This is a genomic window from Rhizobiaceae bacterium (assembly GCA_023953835.1).
GTDB lineage: Bacteria > Pseudomonadota > Alphaproteobacteria > Rhizobiales > Rhizobiaceae > Mesorhizobium_G.
Map to the genome: position 1 here is coordinate 3,115,189 of JAMLJB010000001.1, position 16,385 is coordinate 3,131,573.

The 16,385-nt window shown below is 62.9% G+C and carries 13 protein-coding genes; 8 read left to right on the top strand and 5 right to left on the bottom strand.

What is annotated here, in order from left to right; all coding sequences use genetic code 11:
• Positions 1-186 precede the first annotated feature (186 nt).
• The 6 genes from M9924_14625 (at position 187) to M9924_14650 (ending at position 6,730) form a co-directional block, all read left to right on the top strand.
• Positions 187-954 carry a phosphatidylcholine/phosphatidylserine synthase gene (locus M9924_14625; protein MCO5065632.1) on the top strand — a complete coding sequence of 256 codons (768 nt, stop codon included), beginning with the start codon at positions 187-189 and terminating at the stop codon, positions 952-954.
• A 6-nt stretch (positions 955-960) separates the two neighbouring features.
• Positions 961-1,938 carry a quinone oxidoreductase gene (locus M9924_14630; protein ID MCO5065633.1) on the top strand — a complete coding sequence of 326 codons (978 nt, stop codon included), beginning with the start codon at positions 961-963 and terminating at the stop codon, positions 1,936-1,938.
• Positions 1,939-2,069: 131 nt separating this feature from the next.
• The gene (locus tag M9924_14635; GenBank protein MCO5065634.1) at positions 2,070-3,635 is read left to right on the top strand and encodes an ABC transporter ATP-binding protein; all 1,566 of its coding nucleotides are present in this window, start codon (positions 2,070-2,072) and stop codon (positions 3,633-3,635) included.
• Complete coding sequence (locus tag M9924_14640) at positions 3,635-4,723, top strand: ABC transporter permease (GenBank protein ID MCO5065635.1); 1,089 nt, start codon at positions 3,635-3,637, stop codon at positions 4,721-4,723. Before M9924_14635 ends, M9924_14640 begins: the two co-directional genes overlap by 1 nt.
• Positions 4,723-5,643 carry an ABC transporter permease gene (locus M9924_14645; protein ID MCO5065636.1) on the top strand — a complete coding sequence of 307 codons (921 nt, stop codon included), beginning with the start codon at positions 4,723-4,725 and terminating at the stop codon, positions 5,641-5,643. Before M9924_14640 ends, M9924_14645 begins: the two co-directional genes overlap by 1 nt.
• A 19-nt stretch (positions 5,644-5,662) precedes the next feature.
• Positions 5,663-6,730: a BMP family ABC transporter substrate-binding protein gene (locus tag M9924_14650; GenBank protein ID MCO5065637.1), complete on the top strand. Its 1,068-nt coding sequence runs from the start codon at positions 5,663-5,665 to the stop codon at positions 6,728-6,730.
• Positions 6,731-6,774: 44 nt separating this feature from the next.
• Here the strand turns inward: M9924_14650 and M9924_14655 are convergent, their stop codons facing one another.
• Positions 6,775-8,703: an acyltransferase gene (locus tag M9924_14655; protein MCO5065638.1), complete on the bottom strand. Its 1,929-nt coding sequence runs from the start codon at positions 8,701-8,703 to the stop codon at positions 6,775-6,777.
• Positions 8,704-8,744: 41 nt separating this feature from the next.
• Positions 8,745-9,938 carry a hypothetical protein gene (locus M9924_14660; protein ID MCO5065639.1) on the bottom strand — a complete coding sequence of 398 codons (1,194 nt, stop codon included), beginning with the start codon at positions 9,936-9,938 and terminating at the stop codon, positions 8,745-8,747.
• A 163-nt stretch (positions 9,939-10,101) separates the two neighbouring features.
• Between M9924_14660 and parC the strand changes: the two genes are divergently transcribed.
• Positions 10,102-12,387: a DNA topoisomerase IV subunit A gene (gene parC / locus M9924_14665; protein MCO5065640.1), complete on the top strand. Its 2,286-nt coding sequence runs from the start codon at positions 10,102-10,104 to the stop codon at positions 12,385-12,387.
• 158 nt (positions 12,388-12,545) lie between these two features.
• Positions 12,546-13,691: an AI-2E family transporter gene (locus M9924_14670; protein MCO5065641.1), complete on the top strand. Its 1,146-nt coding sequence runs from the start codon at positions 12,546-12,548 to the stop codon at positions 13,689-13,691.
• Here M9924_14670 and M9924_14675 read toward each other — a convergent pair.
• Genes M9924_14675 through purL form a run of 3 tightly spaced genes read right to left on the bottom strand, consistent with a single transcriptional unit; the run spans position 13,688 to position 16,369 of the window.
• Positions 13,688-13,900, bottom strand: coding sequence for a hypothetical protein (locus M9924_14675; protein MCO5065642.1), 213 nt, complete (start codon positions 13,898-13,900; stop codon positions 13,688-13,690). The genes M9924_14670 and M9924_14675 overlap by 4 nt on opposite strands.
• Before the next feature lie 3 nt (positions 13,901-13,903).
• Complete coding sequence (locus M9924_14680) at positions 13,904-14,137, bottom strand: BolA family transcriptional regulator (protein MCO5065643.1); 234 nt, start codon at positions 14,135-14,137, stop codon at positions 13,904-13,906.
• A 24-nt stretch (positions 14,138-14,161) separates the two neighbouring features.
• Complete coding sequence (gene purL / locus M9924_14685) at positions 14,162-16,369, bottom strand: phosphoribosylformylglycinamidine synthase subunit PurL (GenBank protein MCO5065644.1); 2,208 nt, start codon at positions 16,367-16,369, stop codon at positions 14,162-14,164.
• Positions 16,370-16,385: the final 16 nt, after the last annotated feature.

Genomic DNA, 16,385 nt, shown 5'->3' on the forward strand with positions numbered 1-16,385 from the left:
GTCATCGCCGTGGACGCCGCCCCGGAAAGGTGTCCGGACGGTGTTTTCCCGTGAGTCGATTTCCGTGGAGGGGACAGTGATGGCCGTAAATCCTGACGCGTTCGACGATGGGAAGACCATGCGCGGGCGCGCCCCGTGAAGGGACAGCCGCGAGCGAAGATTGCGGCGAGAAAGCTAGTCGCCCGCATTCCCAAGCCGAAGAAACAGGTGACGTGGCCGCAGGCGCGCGCTTTCCTCGTGCATTGCCTGACTGCTTCAGGCTCTTTCCTCGCCTTCCTCTCCCTTGTCGCGGCAAGCGAGCAACGCTGGACGGCGATGTTCTGGTGGCTTGGCCTCGCGCTTCTGGTCGATGGTATTGACGGCCCCATCGCGCGGAAGCTGGATGTCAAGGAAGTGCTGCCCACATGGTCGGGCGAACTGCTGGACAACATCATCGACTATGTGACCTACGTCATCATTCCTGCCTTCGCGCTCTACCAGCGCGGCTTCATGGGCGAGGGGCTTTCCTTCCTGTCCGCGGCGATCATCGTGGTTTCGAGCGCGATCTACTACGCCGACACCGGCATGAAGACGAAGGAGAACTTCTTCAAGGGTTTCCCCGTCGTCTGGAACATGGTGGTGTTCACGCTCTACGTCATCGAGCCGGGGCCGTGGGTCGCATTCGCGACCGTGCTCATTTGCGGCATCCTGACCTTCGTGCCGGTCAATTTCCTGCATCCTGTCAGGGTCCAGCGCCTGCGCGCCGTAAATCTCGGCGTCACTGTGGCATGGTGTGCTTTCGGCATGCTGGCGCTGGCGCAATCGGCCATGGCGCAGTTCTACAATCAGTTTGGCGTGCTCGGCGAACATGTCGACGTTTTCACCAAGGCTGGCATAACCGTCACCAGTCTCTATCTGTTCTGTATAGGGGCCGTGCTTCAGTTCTTCCCGAAGCTCGGCGCAAGGAAGGCATAGAAATCCATGACCAAAGCAATCCGAATCCATGAAAACGGCGGCCCTGAAGTCCTGAAATATGAGGATGTCGAAGTTGGCAGTCCGGCAGAGGGGCAGGTGCTCGTCCGCAACACCGCGATCGGGTTGAACTTCATCGACATCTACTACCGCACCGGGCTTTACCCGGCCCCCGCCGGCCTGCCGCTCATCCCGGGCGGCGAGGCGGCTGGCGTGGTCGAGGCTGTCGGGCCCGGCGTGACCGATCTTCGCGCGGGCGACCGTGTGGCCTATGTTTCCGGCACGGGAAGCTATGCCGAGCAGCGCCTGATGCCCGCCGACCGGCTCGTGAAGCTTCCCGACGCCGTGACCGAAAAGCAGGCTGCGGGCATGATGCTGAAAGGCATGACGGCGGAATATCTGCTTCGGCGCACCTTCAAGGTGAAGCCCGGCGACACCGTGCTTTACCACGCGGCGGCGGGAGGCGTCGGGCTGATCCTCGGCCAATGGGCGAAGCATCTGGGCGCGACGGTCATCGGCACCGCGAGTTCGCCCGAGAAGATCGCGCTCGCCAGGGCGCATGGCTTCGATCACGTCATCAACTACCGGGATACCGACTTCGTCGCCGCCGTGCGCGAGATCACGGGCGGCAAGATGTGCGACGTGGTCTACGATTCGGTCGGCAAGGACACCTATCTGGGCTCGCTCGACTGCCTGCGCCCGTTAGGCATGTTCGTGACCTTCGGCCAGTCGTCGGGCGCAATTCCGCCGTTCAGCACCGCGCTTCTTTCGCAAAAGGGCTCGCTGTTCATGACCCGCCCGACATTGTTCACCTATGTGGCGAAGCGCGAGGACCTGGAACAATCCGCTGCCGCCCTGTTCGAGGTGGTGGAGAGCGGCGCGGTCAAGATCGAAATCAACCAGACCTATGCCTTGAAGGATGCCGGGCAGGCGCAGGCCGATCTCGAAAGCCGGATAACGACCGGAACGACTGTGCTGCTTCCATAAGGCAGTGCAGCGGCTTGTCCGCGACAATTTTACTGATCGGTATAAATTTCGATTGCCGCGTTGCAACAATTGCCTAAACTGTCATCAGGGAACAAAAAATAGAGCCTGATGGGGGCGTCGTGGAATCTGTGGTGAAGTCTGCCGGAGAGGCGGCGAACCTCATTGAGGTGCGTGGTCTCACCAAGGTTTTCGGTACGCTCACCGCCTGCAACCATATCGATCTGGGTATTCGCGAAGGCGAAATCCATGCGCTGCTCGGCGAGAACGGCGCAGGCAAATCCACTCTCGTAAAGATGCTGTTCGGCTCGCTGGAGCCGACCTCCGGCGAAATTTTCTGGAGGGGGCAGCCGGTGCGCATCACCAGTCCGGGCGTTGCAAGATCGCTCGGCATCGGCATGGTTTTCCAGCATTTTTCGCTTTTCGAGGCGCTCACAGCCGCGGAGAACATTGCGCTTTCGCTGGATGACGGCACTTCGCTCGACAGCATAGCCGCAAAGGCGCGCGACCTGTCGCGCGCCTACGGGCTGCCGCTCGACCCCGACTCGCTGGTGGGCGACCTTTCGGTCGGCGAGCGCCAGCGCATCGAAATCACACGCTGTCTCTTGCAGGAGCCGGACCTCATCATCCTTGACGAGCCGACTTCGGTGCTTACGCCGCAGGAAGCCGACAAGCTGTTCGAGACGCTGGAGCGGCTGCGCGCAGAGGGCAAATCCATCCTCTACATCTCGCACCGCCTCGAAGAGGTGAAGCGGCTTTGCGACCGCGCGACCGTGATGCGTCACGGCAAGGTCGTGGGCGCCTGCGATCCGCGCAAGGAAACCGCAGCGTCGCTCGCGCGCATGATGGTCGGGGCCGACGTCGCCACGGCGGAGCGCACGCCGATCGAACTGCGCGATGCGCCGGAACTGCTCGGCATTTGCGGCTTGAGCCGCAAGCCGTCAGGACCCTTTTCCATGCCGCTGAAAAACATCTGGCTGTCCGTGAAGGCGGGCGAGGTGCTGGGCATCGCCGGCGTTGCCGGAAACGGGCAGGGCGAGTTCTTCGAAGCCGTGTCGGGCGAGGCGCTTCAGGACAATGCGGATGCGGTGCGCATTCGCGGCAAGTCGGTTGGCCGCGTCGGCATTTCGGCGCGCCGGAAGCTCGGCGCCGCCTTCGTGCCGGAGGAAAGGCTCGGCCACGGCGCCGCGCCGCGCATGCGGCTTTCGGAAAACCTGCTGCTGTCGCGCCATGCCACGGACCGGAAGGCATTCATCGCGGCGGGCGGCTTTGTCAAAGGCGGCATGATCCAGCACGCCACGCAGCGCATCATCGAGGCGATGGACGTGCGCAAGAGCGCGCCCGACCCCGAGGCTGCCTCGCTTTCGGGCGGCAACCTCCAGAAATTCATCATTGGCCGCGAACTCGACCGGCAGCCCGCCATCATGATCGTCAACCAGCCCACCTGGGGTGTCGATGCGGGTGCTGCGTCGCGCATCCGCCAGGCGTTGATCGCGCTGGCGCGGGCAGGTTCCGCTGTCCTCGTCATCAGCCAGGACCTCGACGAACTGTTCGAGATTTCCGATGCAATAGCGGTCATGCACAATGGCGAATTGTCGAAGCCGCTCTCCCGCGCCGATGCGACCTATGAGAAGATTGGGCTGCTGATGGGCGGCGCGGAGCCCGGCCATGTCGAGCCGCATCACCCGGAGGCCGCGTGATGCGCATTGAACTGGTCAAGCGTCCCGAGCGCTCGAAGCTCTTTTCCGCGCTGTCGCCCTTCATCGCCTTCGTGCTCACAATCATAGCCGGCGCGATCCTGTTCGCCGCGCTCGGCAAGAACCCGCTGGCCGCGCTCTACACCTATTTCGTCAGCCCGGTCACGCAGGTCTGGCAGTTGCACGAACTCGCCATCAAGGCCGCGCCCCTCATCATGATCGCGGTCGGCCTTGCCGTGTGCTACCGGGCGAATATCTGGAACATCGGCGCGGAAGGCCAGTTCGTGATGGGCGCGGTCGCCGGTTCCATCCTGCCGGTGATGTTTCCCGAAACGGTCGGCTGGTGGGTGCTGCCCGCCATGCTGCTGATGGGCGCGGCGGGCGGCGCGGCCTATGCGTCGATCCCCGCGCTGCTCAAGGCGCGCTTCAACACCAACGAAATCCTGACCAGCCTGATGCTGGTCTATGTGGCGCAGCTTTTTCTGGACTGGCTGGTGCGCGGCTGGTGGAAGGACCCGGCGGCCTATAATTTTCCGCAGTCGGTCCAGTTCAACCCGTCCGCCGTGCTGCCCGAACTCGCCCCCATGTCGGGCCGGGCCAATTGGGGCTTCATTTTCGCCCTCGTCGCCGCCGTGCTCGTGTGGCTGATGATGTCGAAGATGCTGAAAGGCTTCGAAATCCGAGTGCTCGGCTCCAGCCCAAGGGCGGGGCGCTTTGCGGGATTCCAGTACAGCCGGATGATTTTCTTTGCCTTCCTTCTTTCTGGAGCGCTCGCCGGGCTGGCGGGAATCTCGGAAGTCTCGGGCGCAATCGGCCAGTTGCAGCCATCGATTTCGCCAGGCTACGGCTTCACCGCCATCATCGTCGCCTTTCTCGGTCGGCTCAATCCGCTTGGCATCGTCGCCGCCGGCCTCGTGCTGGCGCTGACCTATCTTGGCGGCGAGGCGGCGCAGACCGCGCTTGGAATTTCCGACAAGGTGGCGCGGGTCTTCCAGGGCATGCTGCTGTTCTTCGTGCTGGCGTCGGACACGCTCATCCACTACCGCATCCGCTTCGTCGGTCTTGGCGCAAAATCGAACGAGGCCGCGTGATGGACATTGCCGTCAATATTCTTCTGACCATCGCGACCGCCGCCACCCCGTTGCTCATTGCAGCTATCGGGGAACTGGTGGTTGAGCGCTCGGGTGTGCTGAACCTCGGCGTTGAGGGCATGATGATCATGGGAGCGGTCTGCGGCTTCGGCGCAGCCTATCTCACTGGCTCGCCGTGGCTTGGCGTGCTGGCGGCAATCATCGCTGGCGCGCTGTTCTCCTTGCTCTTTGCCTTCATGGCGCTGACGCTCGCCACCAATCAGGTCGCGACCGGCCTGTCGCTCACCATTCTCGGCCTCGGCCTTTCGGGCATGATCGGCACGAATTTTGTCGGCCTGCCCGGCGTTCGGCTGCCGAACCTGTACATTCCGGGCCTGAGCGACCTGCCCATCGTCGGCAAGCTACTGTTCGGACAAGACCCGCTTTTCTACGTGTCCATCGCGCTTGTCTTTGCGGTGTCGTGGTTCCTGTTCCGCTCGCGCAAGGGGCTGATGCTGCGCTCTATCGGCGACAGCCATTCCTCCGCCCATGCGCTCGGCATTCCGGTGATCCGCTACCGTTATCTGGCGGTGATGTTCGGCGGGGCATGCGCGGGTCTGGCGGGCGGCCATCTCTCGCTGGTCTACACGCCGCAATGGGTGGAAAACATGACGGCGGGCCGGGGCTGGATCGCGCTTGCGCTGGTGGTGTTCGCCTCGTGGCGGCCGCTGCGCGTGCTCGCTGGGGCCTATATCTTCGGCGCGGTCTGGATCGGCCAGCTCCACGCGCAGGCTTTCGGCATTCCGGTGCCCTCGCAGTTTCTTTCAGCACTTCCCTATCTGGCCACGATCGTCGTTCTCGTGCTCATATCTCGCAACAAGCGTCTGACGATGATGAACACACCGGCATCGCTCGGACAGGCATTCGTACCCGACAGATGACAACCAACAGAGGCAGATCATGAAAAAAATTCTTGGCGCATTGATGCTGACGGCGGGAGCGCTGGCACTGTCTTCCGCGGCAAACGCACAGGACAAGTTCAAGGCTTGCTGGGTCTATGTCGGCCCGGTGGGCGATTTCGGCTATTCGTACCAGCACGATCAGGGCCGTCTTCAGGTCGAGAAAGAACTCGGCGACAAGGTCGAGACCGCCTTCCTCGAAAACGTCGCAGAGGGGCCGGACGCCGAGCGCGCCTTCGAGCGCCTCGCGCGCGAGGGCTGCAAGATGATCTTCGGCACCTCGTTCGGCTTCATGGACCCTGAACTGAAAGTCGCGGGCAAGTTCCCGGATGTGAAGTTCGAGCACGCGACGGGCTTCAAGATGGGTCCCAACATGGGCATCTACAACGCCCGTTTCTATGAAGGCCGCTACATTCTCGGCCAGATCGCGGCCAAGCAGTCGAAGGCGGGCCTTGCGGGCTACATCGTCTCCTTCCCGATCCCCGAGGTCGTGATGGGCATCAACTCCTTCATGCTCGGCGCGCAGTCCGTGAACCCCGACTTCAAGGTCAAGATTGTCTGGGTCAACACATGGTTCGATCCGGCCAAGGAGGCCGATGCGGCCAAGGCGCTGTTCGATCAGGGCGCGGACATCATCGTGCAGCACACCGATTCCACAGGCGCGTTGCAGGTGGCGGAAGAGCGCGGGCTGCATGGCTTCGGGCAGTCGTCTGACATGGCCAAATTCGCGCCGAAGGCGCAGTACACGGCCATCGTGGACGACTGGGGTCCGTACTATGTCAGCCGCGTGAAGGCGGCGCTGGACGGCACCTGGAAGCCGGAAGATCACTGGGAAGGCTTGAAGGAAGGCGCGGTTGTGATGGCGCCCTACGCCAACCTGCCGGAAGATGTGGTGAAGATGGCGCAGGAGACCGAAGCGAAGATCAAGGGCGGCTGGAACCCCTTCACCGGCCCGATCGCCAAGCAGGACGGTTCCGAGTTTCTGGCCGCCGGCGCGGTTGCCGACGACAAGACGCTGCTCGGCATGAATTTCTACATCAAGGGCGTCGACGACAAGCTTCCGCAATAGTCGCGCTATCGAAAGCAACAGGCCCCGCCATGAGGCGGGGCCTTTTATTCGCCGCTCTCCATGAGCCGTGCGAAGTCCGGCGAGAATCCTTCGAGGTAGGTTGCGGTCAGGTGATGGGAATCCTGATATAGGATTTGCCCGTTCCTGATCGCCGGGCAGCGGTCGGGGTCGCAAATCCGGTCGTTGAAATCGAGAATCGTAACCTCCGGGCGTGTGTCCCGTATGAACGACGCGACATTATCGGCCGTCTCCGTCGCTTCCTTTCGCTCGCGGCCACAATCGGCGTCGCTGGTGGCGAGGCAGTCGCGATAGGTCTTGTAGAGGCGCGGCGTGTCATGGATCATCGCAACCCGGATGCCCGCTGCTTCGAGCCGGTCGATGGTTTTCAGCATCGCGCGTTCCCACGCGGGCTGGATCGCCGAACCTTTCAGCACCTCGCCATCGTAGAGACGGCCGGAATAGTCCGCGAGTTCCGCGAGTACCACCAGATCGGGCTTGAGCGCGACTATGCGCGAAAGCGTTTCCTCTCGCCATGTCGTGCATTCTGAATAGACCGCCTTCCGGGGCTGATACCAGATGGTGATGTCGGCCCACGGGCAGGTCGTCTTGGTCCAAGCCCGCAGTTCCCAGCCTTCGTCCTTCGCGGCCTTCTCCAACGGACCGAACCATTGGGCCGCGTGACTATCGCCGAACAGCACGACCTTCTTCGCCGCACCTTTGACGCCATAGGGGCACTCTTTCGATTCCAATTCCTCGTAGCGCAGGTGGCAACGGTCGGCATAGACGGCGGTGAAATCCTTCGATGCCCGCGCAATCGCTTCGGTTCTTTCGAGCGAGCGGCCAGGCTGCGGCATTGCCGGTAAGGCGGCGGCCATCAGGCAAAGCGCGCCGATGGCGGCGGCCGCCAATCCGGGTATTGTGAGGAATTTCCAATGCCGCGTGTCGCTGTAGTGGATCGGCCGTTCGACGAGCCTGAACGCGAGACTTGAAACGATGACGATGGCGACAAGCGTCATGGCCATGCCGGTCAGGCCAAGCGGTCCGCGCATCTGTGCGAAGACGATGATGGGCCAATGCCAGAGATAGAGGCTGTAAGACCTGTCGCCGATCCAGCCGAGCACAGGCAGCGACAGCAAGGCGTTGAGTGGTTGCGCGGTGCGGTTCTCGTCCAGTCCGAGGATCAGCGCCAATGCGCCGAACGTGGGCAGCAACGCGTAGAATCCCGGATAGGCGAGCATGTCGTTGAAAAAGATCGTGGCATAGGCGATTGCAGCCGCGCCCGCCCATGCGAGCGCGCCGCGGATTTGCGCGGGGATGCGCCTGCGCACTGCGAAATTGACACCGAGCAGTCCGCCGACCGCCAGTTGCCAGACGCGCGCCTCGGTGTGGAAGAAGGCGGCGGTCTGGTCGGTCCGCATGATGACGAGCGACGCGGCGAAGGACAGCACGGCAATGGCCGCAAGCGTGACATTGACGGAGGCGTGCAGCCGCTGCCGCAAGGCCGCGACGGCGACCAGAATGATCGGCAGCGCCGCGTAGAACTGCTCCTCGATGCTCAGCGACCAGAAATGCAGCACCGGGCCGGGCGGGTCGTCGAAGCGGAAATAGTCGACCGCGCTGCTGGCGAAATGGAAGTTTGACAGGAAAACCGCAGCCGATCCCACATCCCATGCAATCGTGCCCCAGCGGTAGGCAGGCATGAGCAGCCAGCTTGCCACCAGCACCGCCGCAAGTGTCAGCAGTGCGTTGGGAAGCAGGCGCTTCATGCGCCGCGTCCAGAAGCCGATCACGTTCATCGAACCGCTGCGCGCCAGTTCGTTGTAGATCACCTGCGTGATGAAAAAGCCGGACAGCACGAAAAAGACGTCAACGCCGATGAAGCCGCCCGGCAGCAGACGCGCGTCGAGGTGATACACAATCACCATCGCCACCGCGAATGCACGAATCCCCTGAAGATCGGCGCGCCTGAGCATGGCAGGCCGTTAGCGCACCTTTCCGCAAAAGGAAACCGCGCCTATTCGTTCGCGGACACGCTCAGACCAAGTGCGGTCGGCAGCGATCCGGGGTCGGCTTGACCGAGCGCGCCCAGAATGGCGAAGGGTTGAGGTGTCGCGGGCTTTGCGCGCACCGTCAGGCTCTTCGGATTGTCGAGATAGGCCGCGACTGCCTCGGCGATGTTTTTCTTCAGCGCCTCGTCCTTGATCGGGGAAGATGCGAGAAGGAACGGAATGATCGTCTTCGTCTGTTCCTTGAGCTGCGCCGGGTCCGCGCCCTGCTGCTGCGCGACGAAGTTCAGCACCTTGTTGGTGATCGAGGCGTCGTCGAAGCGAATGGAAGCGCCGTTCAACACCAGCGCCTGGACGAGATTCATGATCTGCATCGCTTCCGCCATATGGGCGTTCGGATCCGGGTTTTCGCCCATCTTTTTCGACAGTTCCTGCATGGTTTGCAGAAATTCGGGCGTGTATCCGCCGACATCGAAGGTCATGCCAAGCTTTCCGGCATCGTCGACCGCGATGTCGTATTGCGACAATGCGAGGCGCCCGTCCTGCGGATTCCAGTTTCCGGCCATCTGCATGGTGCCGGTAATCTGCTCATAGCCCAGCGCCTGCGCCGTCGCCTTTGCCTTGGGGTCGGGCAGCGCCGTCAGGTCGGCGGTGAATTTGTCGGTAGCCGCCGTGAAAGACATCGGGCCGCTGGTCGGCGGAGTCATGTTGAAATGCATGTTCTCAACAAGTGCGACCTGCTTGCCGCCGAGGCTCAACTCAGCCCGGTCGATCATGCCGCTTTCGTAATAGATCATGTTGGACATGTAGTCCTTGCCGTCCGGCGGCGGAAGCTGGACACCCGAAAGCGTTGCGGCCGTCATCTTGAAACCCATGCCGTGCTCGGTAAGCGAAACGGCGGGAAAGCTCATCGTTCCGATCGTATATCCGCCGCCGTTTTCGACCACCGCGTCAAGCGTCACCTTGCCGATATTGATCTTTTCCGCCGCTCCGGGAACGCCATAGGTCACGCCGTCGAGGACTACCTGGCTGCCGCTTCCGCTGACGCCTGTCCAGCCGATTTCGACCCCCTGGTAGGCGAGCGCGTCCTTCAGCCTCTGGGCAACCGCGTTTGCGTCCTGTGCGAAGCCGCTTTCGGTCGAAAAGGCCATGAGCGACATGGCGAATGCAGCAGATGCGAAAACCCGATGCGAATGGTGCATGGAAGCGATCCTTTCGTTTTCACAGCTTCTCTTGTCCAGATCATTCTGGACCTAAACAAGGCGCATCAGGGCAGATAAATGGAAGCTTGGCGATTCACAACGCCGCAACCGCGCAAAAGCTTATGGGCTTGCCGCGAATCGCCGGCTCGGTTAACGCATCTTTATGGGAAAGAGCCTTGTCCCGCCGCCTCCCGACGGTGGGGACCACATCGAAGCGGTCGATCTGAAGACGGCGCTTGAAGAGCGCTACCTTGCCTATGCGCTGTCCACGATCATGCACCGCGCCCTGCCGGATGTGCGCGACGGGCTGAAACCGGTCCATCGCAGGATCATGCACGCCATGCGCCTGCTGCGGCTGAACCCCGACCAGGGCTTCGCCAAATGCGCCCGCATCGTGGGCGAGGTCATGGGCAAGTTCCACCCGCACGGCGACCAGTCAATCTATGATGCGCTTGTGCGTCTCGCGCAGGATTTTTCCATGCGCTATCCGCTGGTGGACGGGCAGGGGAACTTCGGCAATATCGACGGCGATAACGCGGCCGCCATGCGCTACACCGAGGCGCGCATGACCGAGGTCGCGAGCGAACTGCTCTCCGGCATCACCGAGGACGCGGTCGATTTCCGCCCCACCTACAATGAGGAGGACGAGGAGCCGGTCGTGCTGCCCGGCGCCTTCCCGAACCTGCTCGCCAACGGTTCGTCGGGCATCGCGGTCGGCATGGCCACCTCCATCCCGCCGCACAACGCCGCCGAGCTTTGCAAGGCCGCGCTGCACCTGATCGACCATCCCGACGCGACTGTCGAGGACCTTGTCACGCGCAATCCGCATGCGACCGACCCGGACGAGAACATGGTGCGCGGACCGGATTTTCCAACGGGCGGCATCATCATCGACAGCCATGAATCCATCCTCGAAGCCTACAAGACAGGGCGGGGCGGCTTTCGCGTGCGGGCAAGATGGCAGGTCGAGGATCAGGGGCGCGGCACCTATCAGGTGGTTGTGACGGAAATCCCCTATGGCGTGCAGAAGTCGCGGCTGGTCGAGAAGATCGCCGAGCTTCTGCTGGCCCGCAAGCTGCCGCTGCTGGACGATGTGCGCGACGAGAGCGCGGAGGACATCCGCCTCGTGCTGGTTCCCAAGAGCCGGTCGGTGGAAGCCGCGATCCTGATGGAATCGCTGTTCAAGCTGACCGATCTGGAAAGCCGCTTTCCGCTCAACATGAACGTGCTTTCGCGCGGCAAGGTGCCGAATGTGCTGTCGCTGCGCGATGTGCTGCGCGAATGGCTGGATCATCGGCGCGATGTTCTCATCCGCCGTTCGCGGCACAGGCTGGCTGACATCGAGCGACGGCTCGAAGTGCTGGCGGGTTTCCTCATCGCCTATGTCAACATCGACGAGGTGATCCGCATCATCCGCGAGGAGGACGAGCCGAAACAGGTGATGATGGCCCGGTGGTCGCTCACCGACGTTCAGGCCGAGGCCATCCTCAACCTGCGCCTGCGGCAGTTGCGGAAGCTGGAAGAAATCGAGATCCGCAAGGAGTTCGACGCGCTCACCGAGGAAAAGCGGCAGATCGAGGCGCTGCTGGCATCCGAGGAAAAGCAGTGGAAGACCATCCGCTGGGAAGTCGAGAAAATCCGCGACAAGTTCAGCTCACACACGGAAATCGGCCGCCGCCGCACGCAGTTCGGCGAGGCCCCGGAGCATGACGACACCGAAATCCACCATGCCATGGTCGAGAAGGAGCCGGTCACGGTGGTCGTGTCGGAAAAGGGGTGGTTGCGCGCCATGCGCGGCCATCTGTCCGACTATTCGACGCTGACCTTCAAGGAAGGCGACGGGCTGAAGATCGCGTTCCACGCCCAGACCACCGACAAGATTCTCGTCTTCACCACGGGCGGCAAGTTCTACACGATCGGCGCGGATCGCCTGCCGGGCGGGCGCGGCCATGGCGAACCCATCCGCATCATCGTGGACATGGAAAACGACCAGGACATCGTGACGGCCTTCGTTCACGATCCGGTGCGCAAGCTGCTGCTCGTTTCGCATGAGGGTTATGGCTTCGTCGTGCCGGAGGCCGAAGTTGCCGCCAATACCCGCAAGGGCAAGCAGGTGATGAACGTCAAATCGCCCGACGAGGCGGTGCGCTGCGTGCCGGTGGCGGGCGATCACGTCGCCATTGTCGGCGACAATCGCAAGATGCTGGTGTTCGCGCTGTCCGAGATCCCGGAAATGGTGCGCGGCAAGGGTGTGCGGCTCCAGCGCTACAAGGGTGGCGGCGCGCTGGACGTGAAGGTGTTCGACATGGGGTCGGGCCTTTCATGGCAGGATTCGGCGGAGCGCACTTTCGTCAAAACTCGCGAGGAGCTTGCCGAATGGATCGGTAACCGAGCTTCGGCGGGCCGCATGGTGCCGAAAGGTTTTCCACGCTCCGGAAAATTCTCGTGATCTTCCCGTCAAGTAATTCTGCTTTTGTCGCGGCGACTCTTTAGGCTACGATAAGGCATGAAGCATCAGGGCAGGCGGGCGTGACCCGACCGGAGGCAATCAAAAGCGAGAGGGAACCGCGTTTCTTCGGGACGGCCGCGCCCTCTCGGGCTGCGCTCGTGTCGCCCTTGAGTCTTGCACGGTGGCTGCTCTTCCTGATCTTTGTCGCCGGCGTGTATTTCTTCCACGGCTTCCTCGTTCCGGTTCTTGCCGCCGCCGTCATCGCATTCGCGAGTTGGCCGCTCTACCGGCGCCTGGTCGAGTCGGTTGAAGGAAGCAGGACGTTGGCGGCATCAATCGCCATCCTGCTGATCGTCGTCGGCCTCGTCATCCCGATCTCCTATGCCGCCAGCTATGCCGCCAACGAAATCCGCGAATGGCTGGTGTGGGCGGTGGAGACGAACCGCCACGGCGCTCCGACTCCGGAGTGGATTGCGCGCCTGCCCGGGGTGGGCGAATGGCTGAACGAGCAGTGGCTTGAACATGTCGGCCCGCCCGGCAAGATCGGCGAACTGATCTACATCGTCAGCGGCGCCAATGTTGGAAGCATCTATCGCGGCGTGCTGGCGGCGGGCGGCAGCGCCTTCAACGGCTTCCTGACGTTGCTGTTCCTGCTGATAACGCTGTTCTTCATCTATCGCGACGGCGAAGGCTTCGTTGCGAAGATGGACCGGCTCGGCGAACGCATCCTGCCGACGCGCTGGGAGCGGCTTTCCCGCGTCGTTCCCGCGACGATCAGTTCGACAGTCACCGGCATGACGCTGATCGCCATCGGCGAGGGGGTCGTTCTCGGCGCGGCCTACTGGCTGGCCGGCGTGCCGTCGCCCGTCACGCTTGGCGTCATCACCGGCCTGATGGCGATGATTCCGGGCGGCGCTCCGCTCTCTTTCACGCTGGTGTCGCTCTATCTCGTGTCGAGCGGTTCGCTGTTCGCCGGCATAGGGCTGTTCATGTGGGGCACGATCGAACTGTTCATCGTGGACAAGACGCTGCGCCCGAAGCTTGTGGGGGGACCGATCAAGTTGCCCTTCCTGCCGACCTTTTTCGGCCTGATCGGCGGCGTGAAAACAATGGGTCTGCTGGGCCTCTTCATCGGGCCGGTGCTGATGGCGCTGCTGGTCGCGATCTGGCGGGAATGGCTGCGCGAGCTTGAAATGATCGATCCAGTCGAGCCGCCTACGCTCGATCCTGCGCCCGAACCGGTCGGCCCGGAAGGGAAAATCCAGACCGCCCCGGAATCACGCCGCGCAATCGAAAAGGCCTAATATTCCCGGCGCTTCACCTTCGAGCGCGCCCGCACGGTGCGCTTGCGGCTCACCTGCTTCCTTGCGGGTTTCAGCATCTGTTCGATCTGCTTTGCGATGCGCTGCTGCGGGGAAAGCCTGCGGCGTCGGCGCTTGCCGCCAAGCTTTCGCATGCCTTCGTTCAGGACGGTCTTGGTGACCTGCTCGACGAAATCCCCGACGATGGACATGGATTACTCCGGAATGCTGGTTTGCAGCGCCAGCGCATGCAATACGCCGCCCATATTGCCCTTCAGCGCATCATAGACCATCTGGTGCTGTTGAACGCGGCTCTTGCCGCGAAAGCTTTCCGCCACGACTTCGGCCGCGTAGTGGTCGCCGTCGCCCGCGAGGTCGCGGATCGTCACCACCGCATCCGGTATGCCTTCCTTGATGAGACGTTCGATGTCGCGTGCGTCCATTGCCATTCGTTGCGCTAGCTCCGCTGTGCGTTACGCGGCCATGAAGGCGGGGAACCAGCCCTCATGCGCGGCCTTGAGTTCAGCAACGGGTATCGCACGCGCACCGCCGAGCTTCAAGGAGTTGCCGCCTGTCGTGCCGATCACGGCCACGTTGACGCCCGCGTTCGCTGCCTGTGCCTGCACACCCGCAACCGCGTCCGCCGCAACGGTCAGAACATAGCGCCCCTGATCCTCGCCGAACCATGTCGCCGCACCATCCAGCGGCGGCTGTTGGACAGTCGCACCGATGTCGGACGCAATCGCCATCTCTGCCAGCGCGACCGCAAGCCCTCCATCCGACAGATCGTGCACGGCGGTGGCTTTCGCGTCGGCAATGAGCCCGCGCACGAAATCTCCGACCGCGCGCTCATGCGCGAGGTCGACCCTGGGGGCAGGGCCTTCCGCCTTGCCGAACAGGTCGCGCAGATAAACGGACTGGCCGAGATGGGTGCCCCACGCCTCCGGCGCACCAACCAGCAGGATCACCTCGTCGGCAGCGGCAAAGCGGATGCGCGCCATCTTCGACCAGTCGGCAATCAGGCCCACACCGCCGATTGTCGGAGTGGGCAGGATGCCGCGTCCGTTGGTCTCATTGTAGAGCGACACGTTGCCTGAAACGATGGGGAAATCCAGTGCGCGGCAGGCTTCGCCAATGCCTTTGATGGCATGGACGAACTGGCCCATGATTTCGGGCCGTTCGGGATTGCCGAAATTGAGATTGTCGGTCGCGGCGAGCGGCAACGCGCCGGTCGCCGTCAGGTTTCGCCAGCATTCGGCCACCGCCTGCTTGCCGCCCTCGAACGGATCGGCCTCGCAGTAGCGCGGCGTCACGTCGGACGAGAAGGCAAGCGCCTTCGCCGCATGGCCGTCGACGCGCACGACGCCGGCATCGCCGCCGGGAATCTGCAGCGAATTGCCTTGTATCAGCGTGTCGTATTGCTCGAACACCCAGCGGCGGCTCGACAGATCGTGGCTGCCGAGCAGGCGCAGCAGAGCTTCCGCCGTGTCCATCTGCGGGACATTTCCCGCCAGTTCCGGTTGCGGCGCGGGCGCGACCCATGGGCGATCATATTCAGGCGCCTGGTCGCCAAGGTCCTTGATCGGCAGGTCGGCGACTTCCTCGCCCTGATGCAGGATGCGGAAGCGCAGATCGTCGGTCGTGCGTCCCACGATGGCGAAATCCAGCCCCCATTTTCGGAAGATGGCCTCCGCTTCCTTTTCCTTTTCCGGCCTGAGCACCATGAGCATGCGCTCCTGGCTCTCCGACAGCATCATCTCGTAGGCCGACATACGCTCCTCACGCACCGGTACCTTGTCGAGGTCGAGTTCGATGCCGAGGTCGCCCTTCGCGCCCATTTCGACCGCTGAGCAGGTCAGTCCCGCCGCACCCATGTCCTGAATGGCGATCACCGCGCCGGACGCCATCAGTTCGAGGCAGGCTTCCAGCAGGCATTTTTCGGTGAACGGATCGCCCACCTGCACGGTCGGGCGCTTTTCCTCGATCTTGTCGTCGAATTCGGCGGAAGCCATCGTCGCGCCGCCGACGCCGTCGCGCCCGGTCTTTGCGCCGAGATAGACAACCGGCAGGCCGACGCCTTCGGCCCTGGAGTAGAAAATCGCGTCGGTTTTTGCCAGCCCCGCGGCAAAGGCGTTGACGAGGCAATTGCCGTTGTAGCGCGCGTCGAAATTCACCTCGCCGCCGACGGTCGGCACGCCGAAGGAATTGCCATAGCCGCCGACGCCCGCCACGACGCCCGCCACCAGATGGCGCGTCTTGGGATGGTCCGGCTCGCCGAAGCGCAGCGCGTTCATCGCCGCGACGGGCCGAGCGCCCATGGTGAACACGTCGCGCAAAATGCCGCCGACGCCGGTGGCCGCGCCCTGATAGGGCTCGATATAGGAGGGGTGGTTGTGGCTCTCCATCTTGAACACCACGCAATCGCCGTCGCCGATGTCCACCACGCCCGCATTCTCGCCCGGTCCCTGAATGACCACCTTGCCGCTCGTCGGCAGGGTGCGCAGCCATTTCTTCGAGCTTTTGTAGGAACAATGCTCGTTCCACATGGCCGAGAAGATGCCCAGTTCGGTGAACGTCGGCTCGCGCCCGATCAGGTCGAGAATGCGCTGGTATTCGTCCGGCTTGAGGCCGTGCGCCTTGACCAGTTCATCGGTTATTTTCACGGTGTTCGGGATCGTCATCGCGCGTCTGCAAGAA

Excerpts from the sequence above, each read along its gene's own strand:
- M9924_14630 (MCO5065633.1), top strand. The coding sequence starts at position 961 with ATGACCAAAGCAATCCGAATCCATGAAAACGGCGGCCCTGAAGTCCTG.
- M9924_14640 (MCO5065635.1), top strand. The coding sequence starts at position 3,635 with ATGCGCATTGAACTGGTCAAGCGTCCCGAGCGCTCGAAGCTCTTTTCC.
- M9924_14645 (MCO5065636.1), top strand. The coding sequence starts at position 4,723 with ATGGACATTGCCGTCAATATTCTTCTGACCATCGCGACCGCCGCCACC.
- M9924_14650 (MCO5065637.1), top strand. The coding sequence starts at position 5,663 with ATGAAAAAAATTCTTGGCGCATTGATGCTGACGGCGGGAGCGCTGGCA.
- M9924_14655 (MCO5065638.1), bottom strand. The coding sequence starts at position 8,703 with ATGCTCAGGCGCGCCGATCTTCAGGGGATTCGTGCATTCGCGGTGGCG.
- M9924_14660 (MCO5065639.1), bottom strand. The coding sequence starts at position 9,938 with ATGCACCATTCGCATCGGGTTTTCGCATCTGCTGCATTCGCCATGTCG.
- parC (MCO5065640.1), top strand. The coding sequence starts at position 10,102 with ATGGGAAAGAGCCTTGTCCCGCCGCCTCCCGACGGTGGGGACCACATC.
- M9924_14675 (MCO5065642.1), bottom strand. The coding sequence starts at position 13,900 with ATGTCCATCGTCGGGGATTTCGTCGAGCAGGTCACCAAGACCGTCCTG.
- M9924_14680 (MCO5065643.1), bottom strand. The coding sequence starts at position 14,137 with ATGGCAATGGACGCACGCGACATCGAACGTCTCATCAAGGAAGGCATA.
- purL (MCO5065644.1), bottom strand. The coding sequence starts at position 16,369 with ATGACGATCCCGAACACCGTGAAAATAACCGATGAACTGGTCAAGGCG.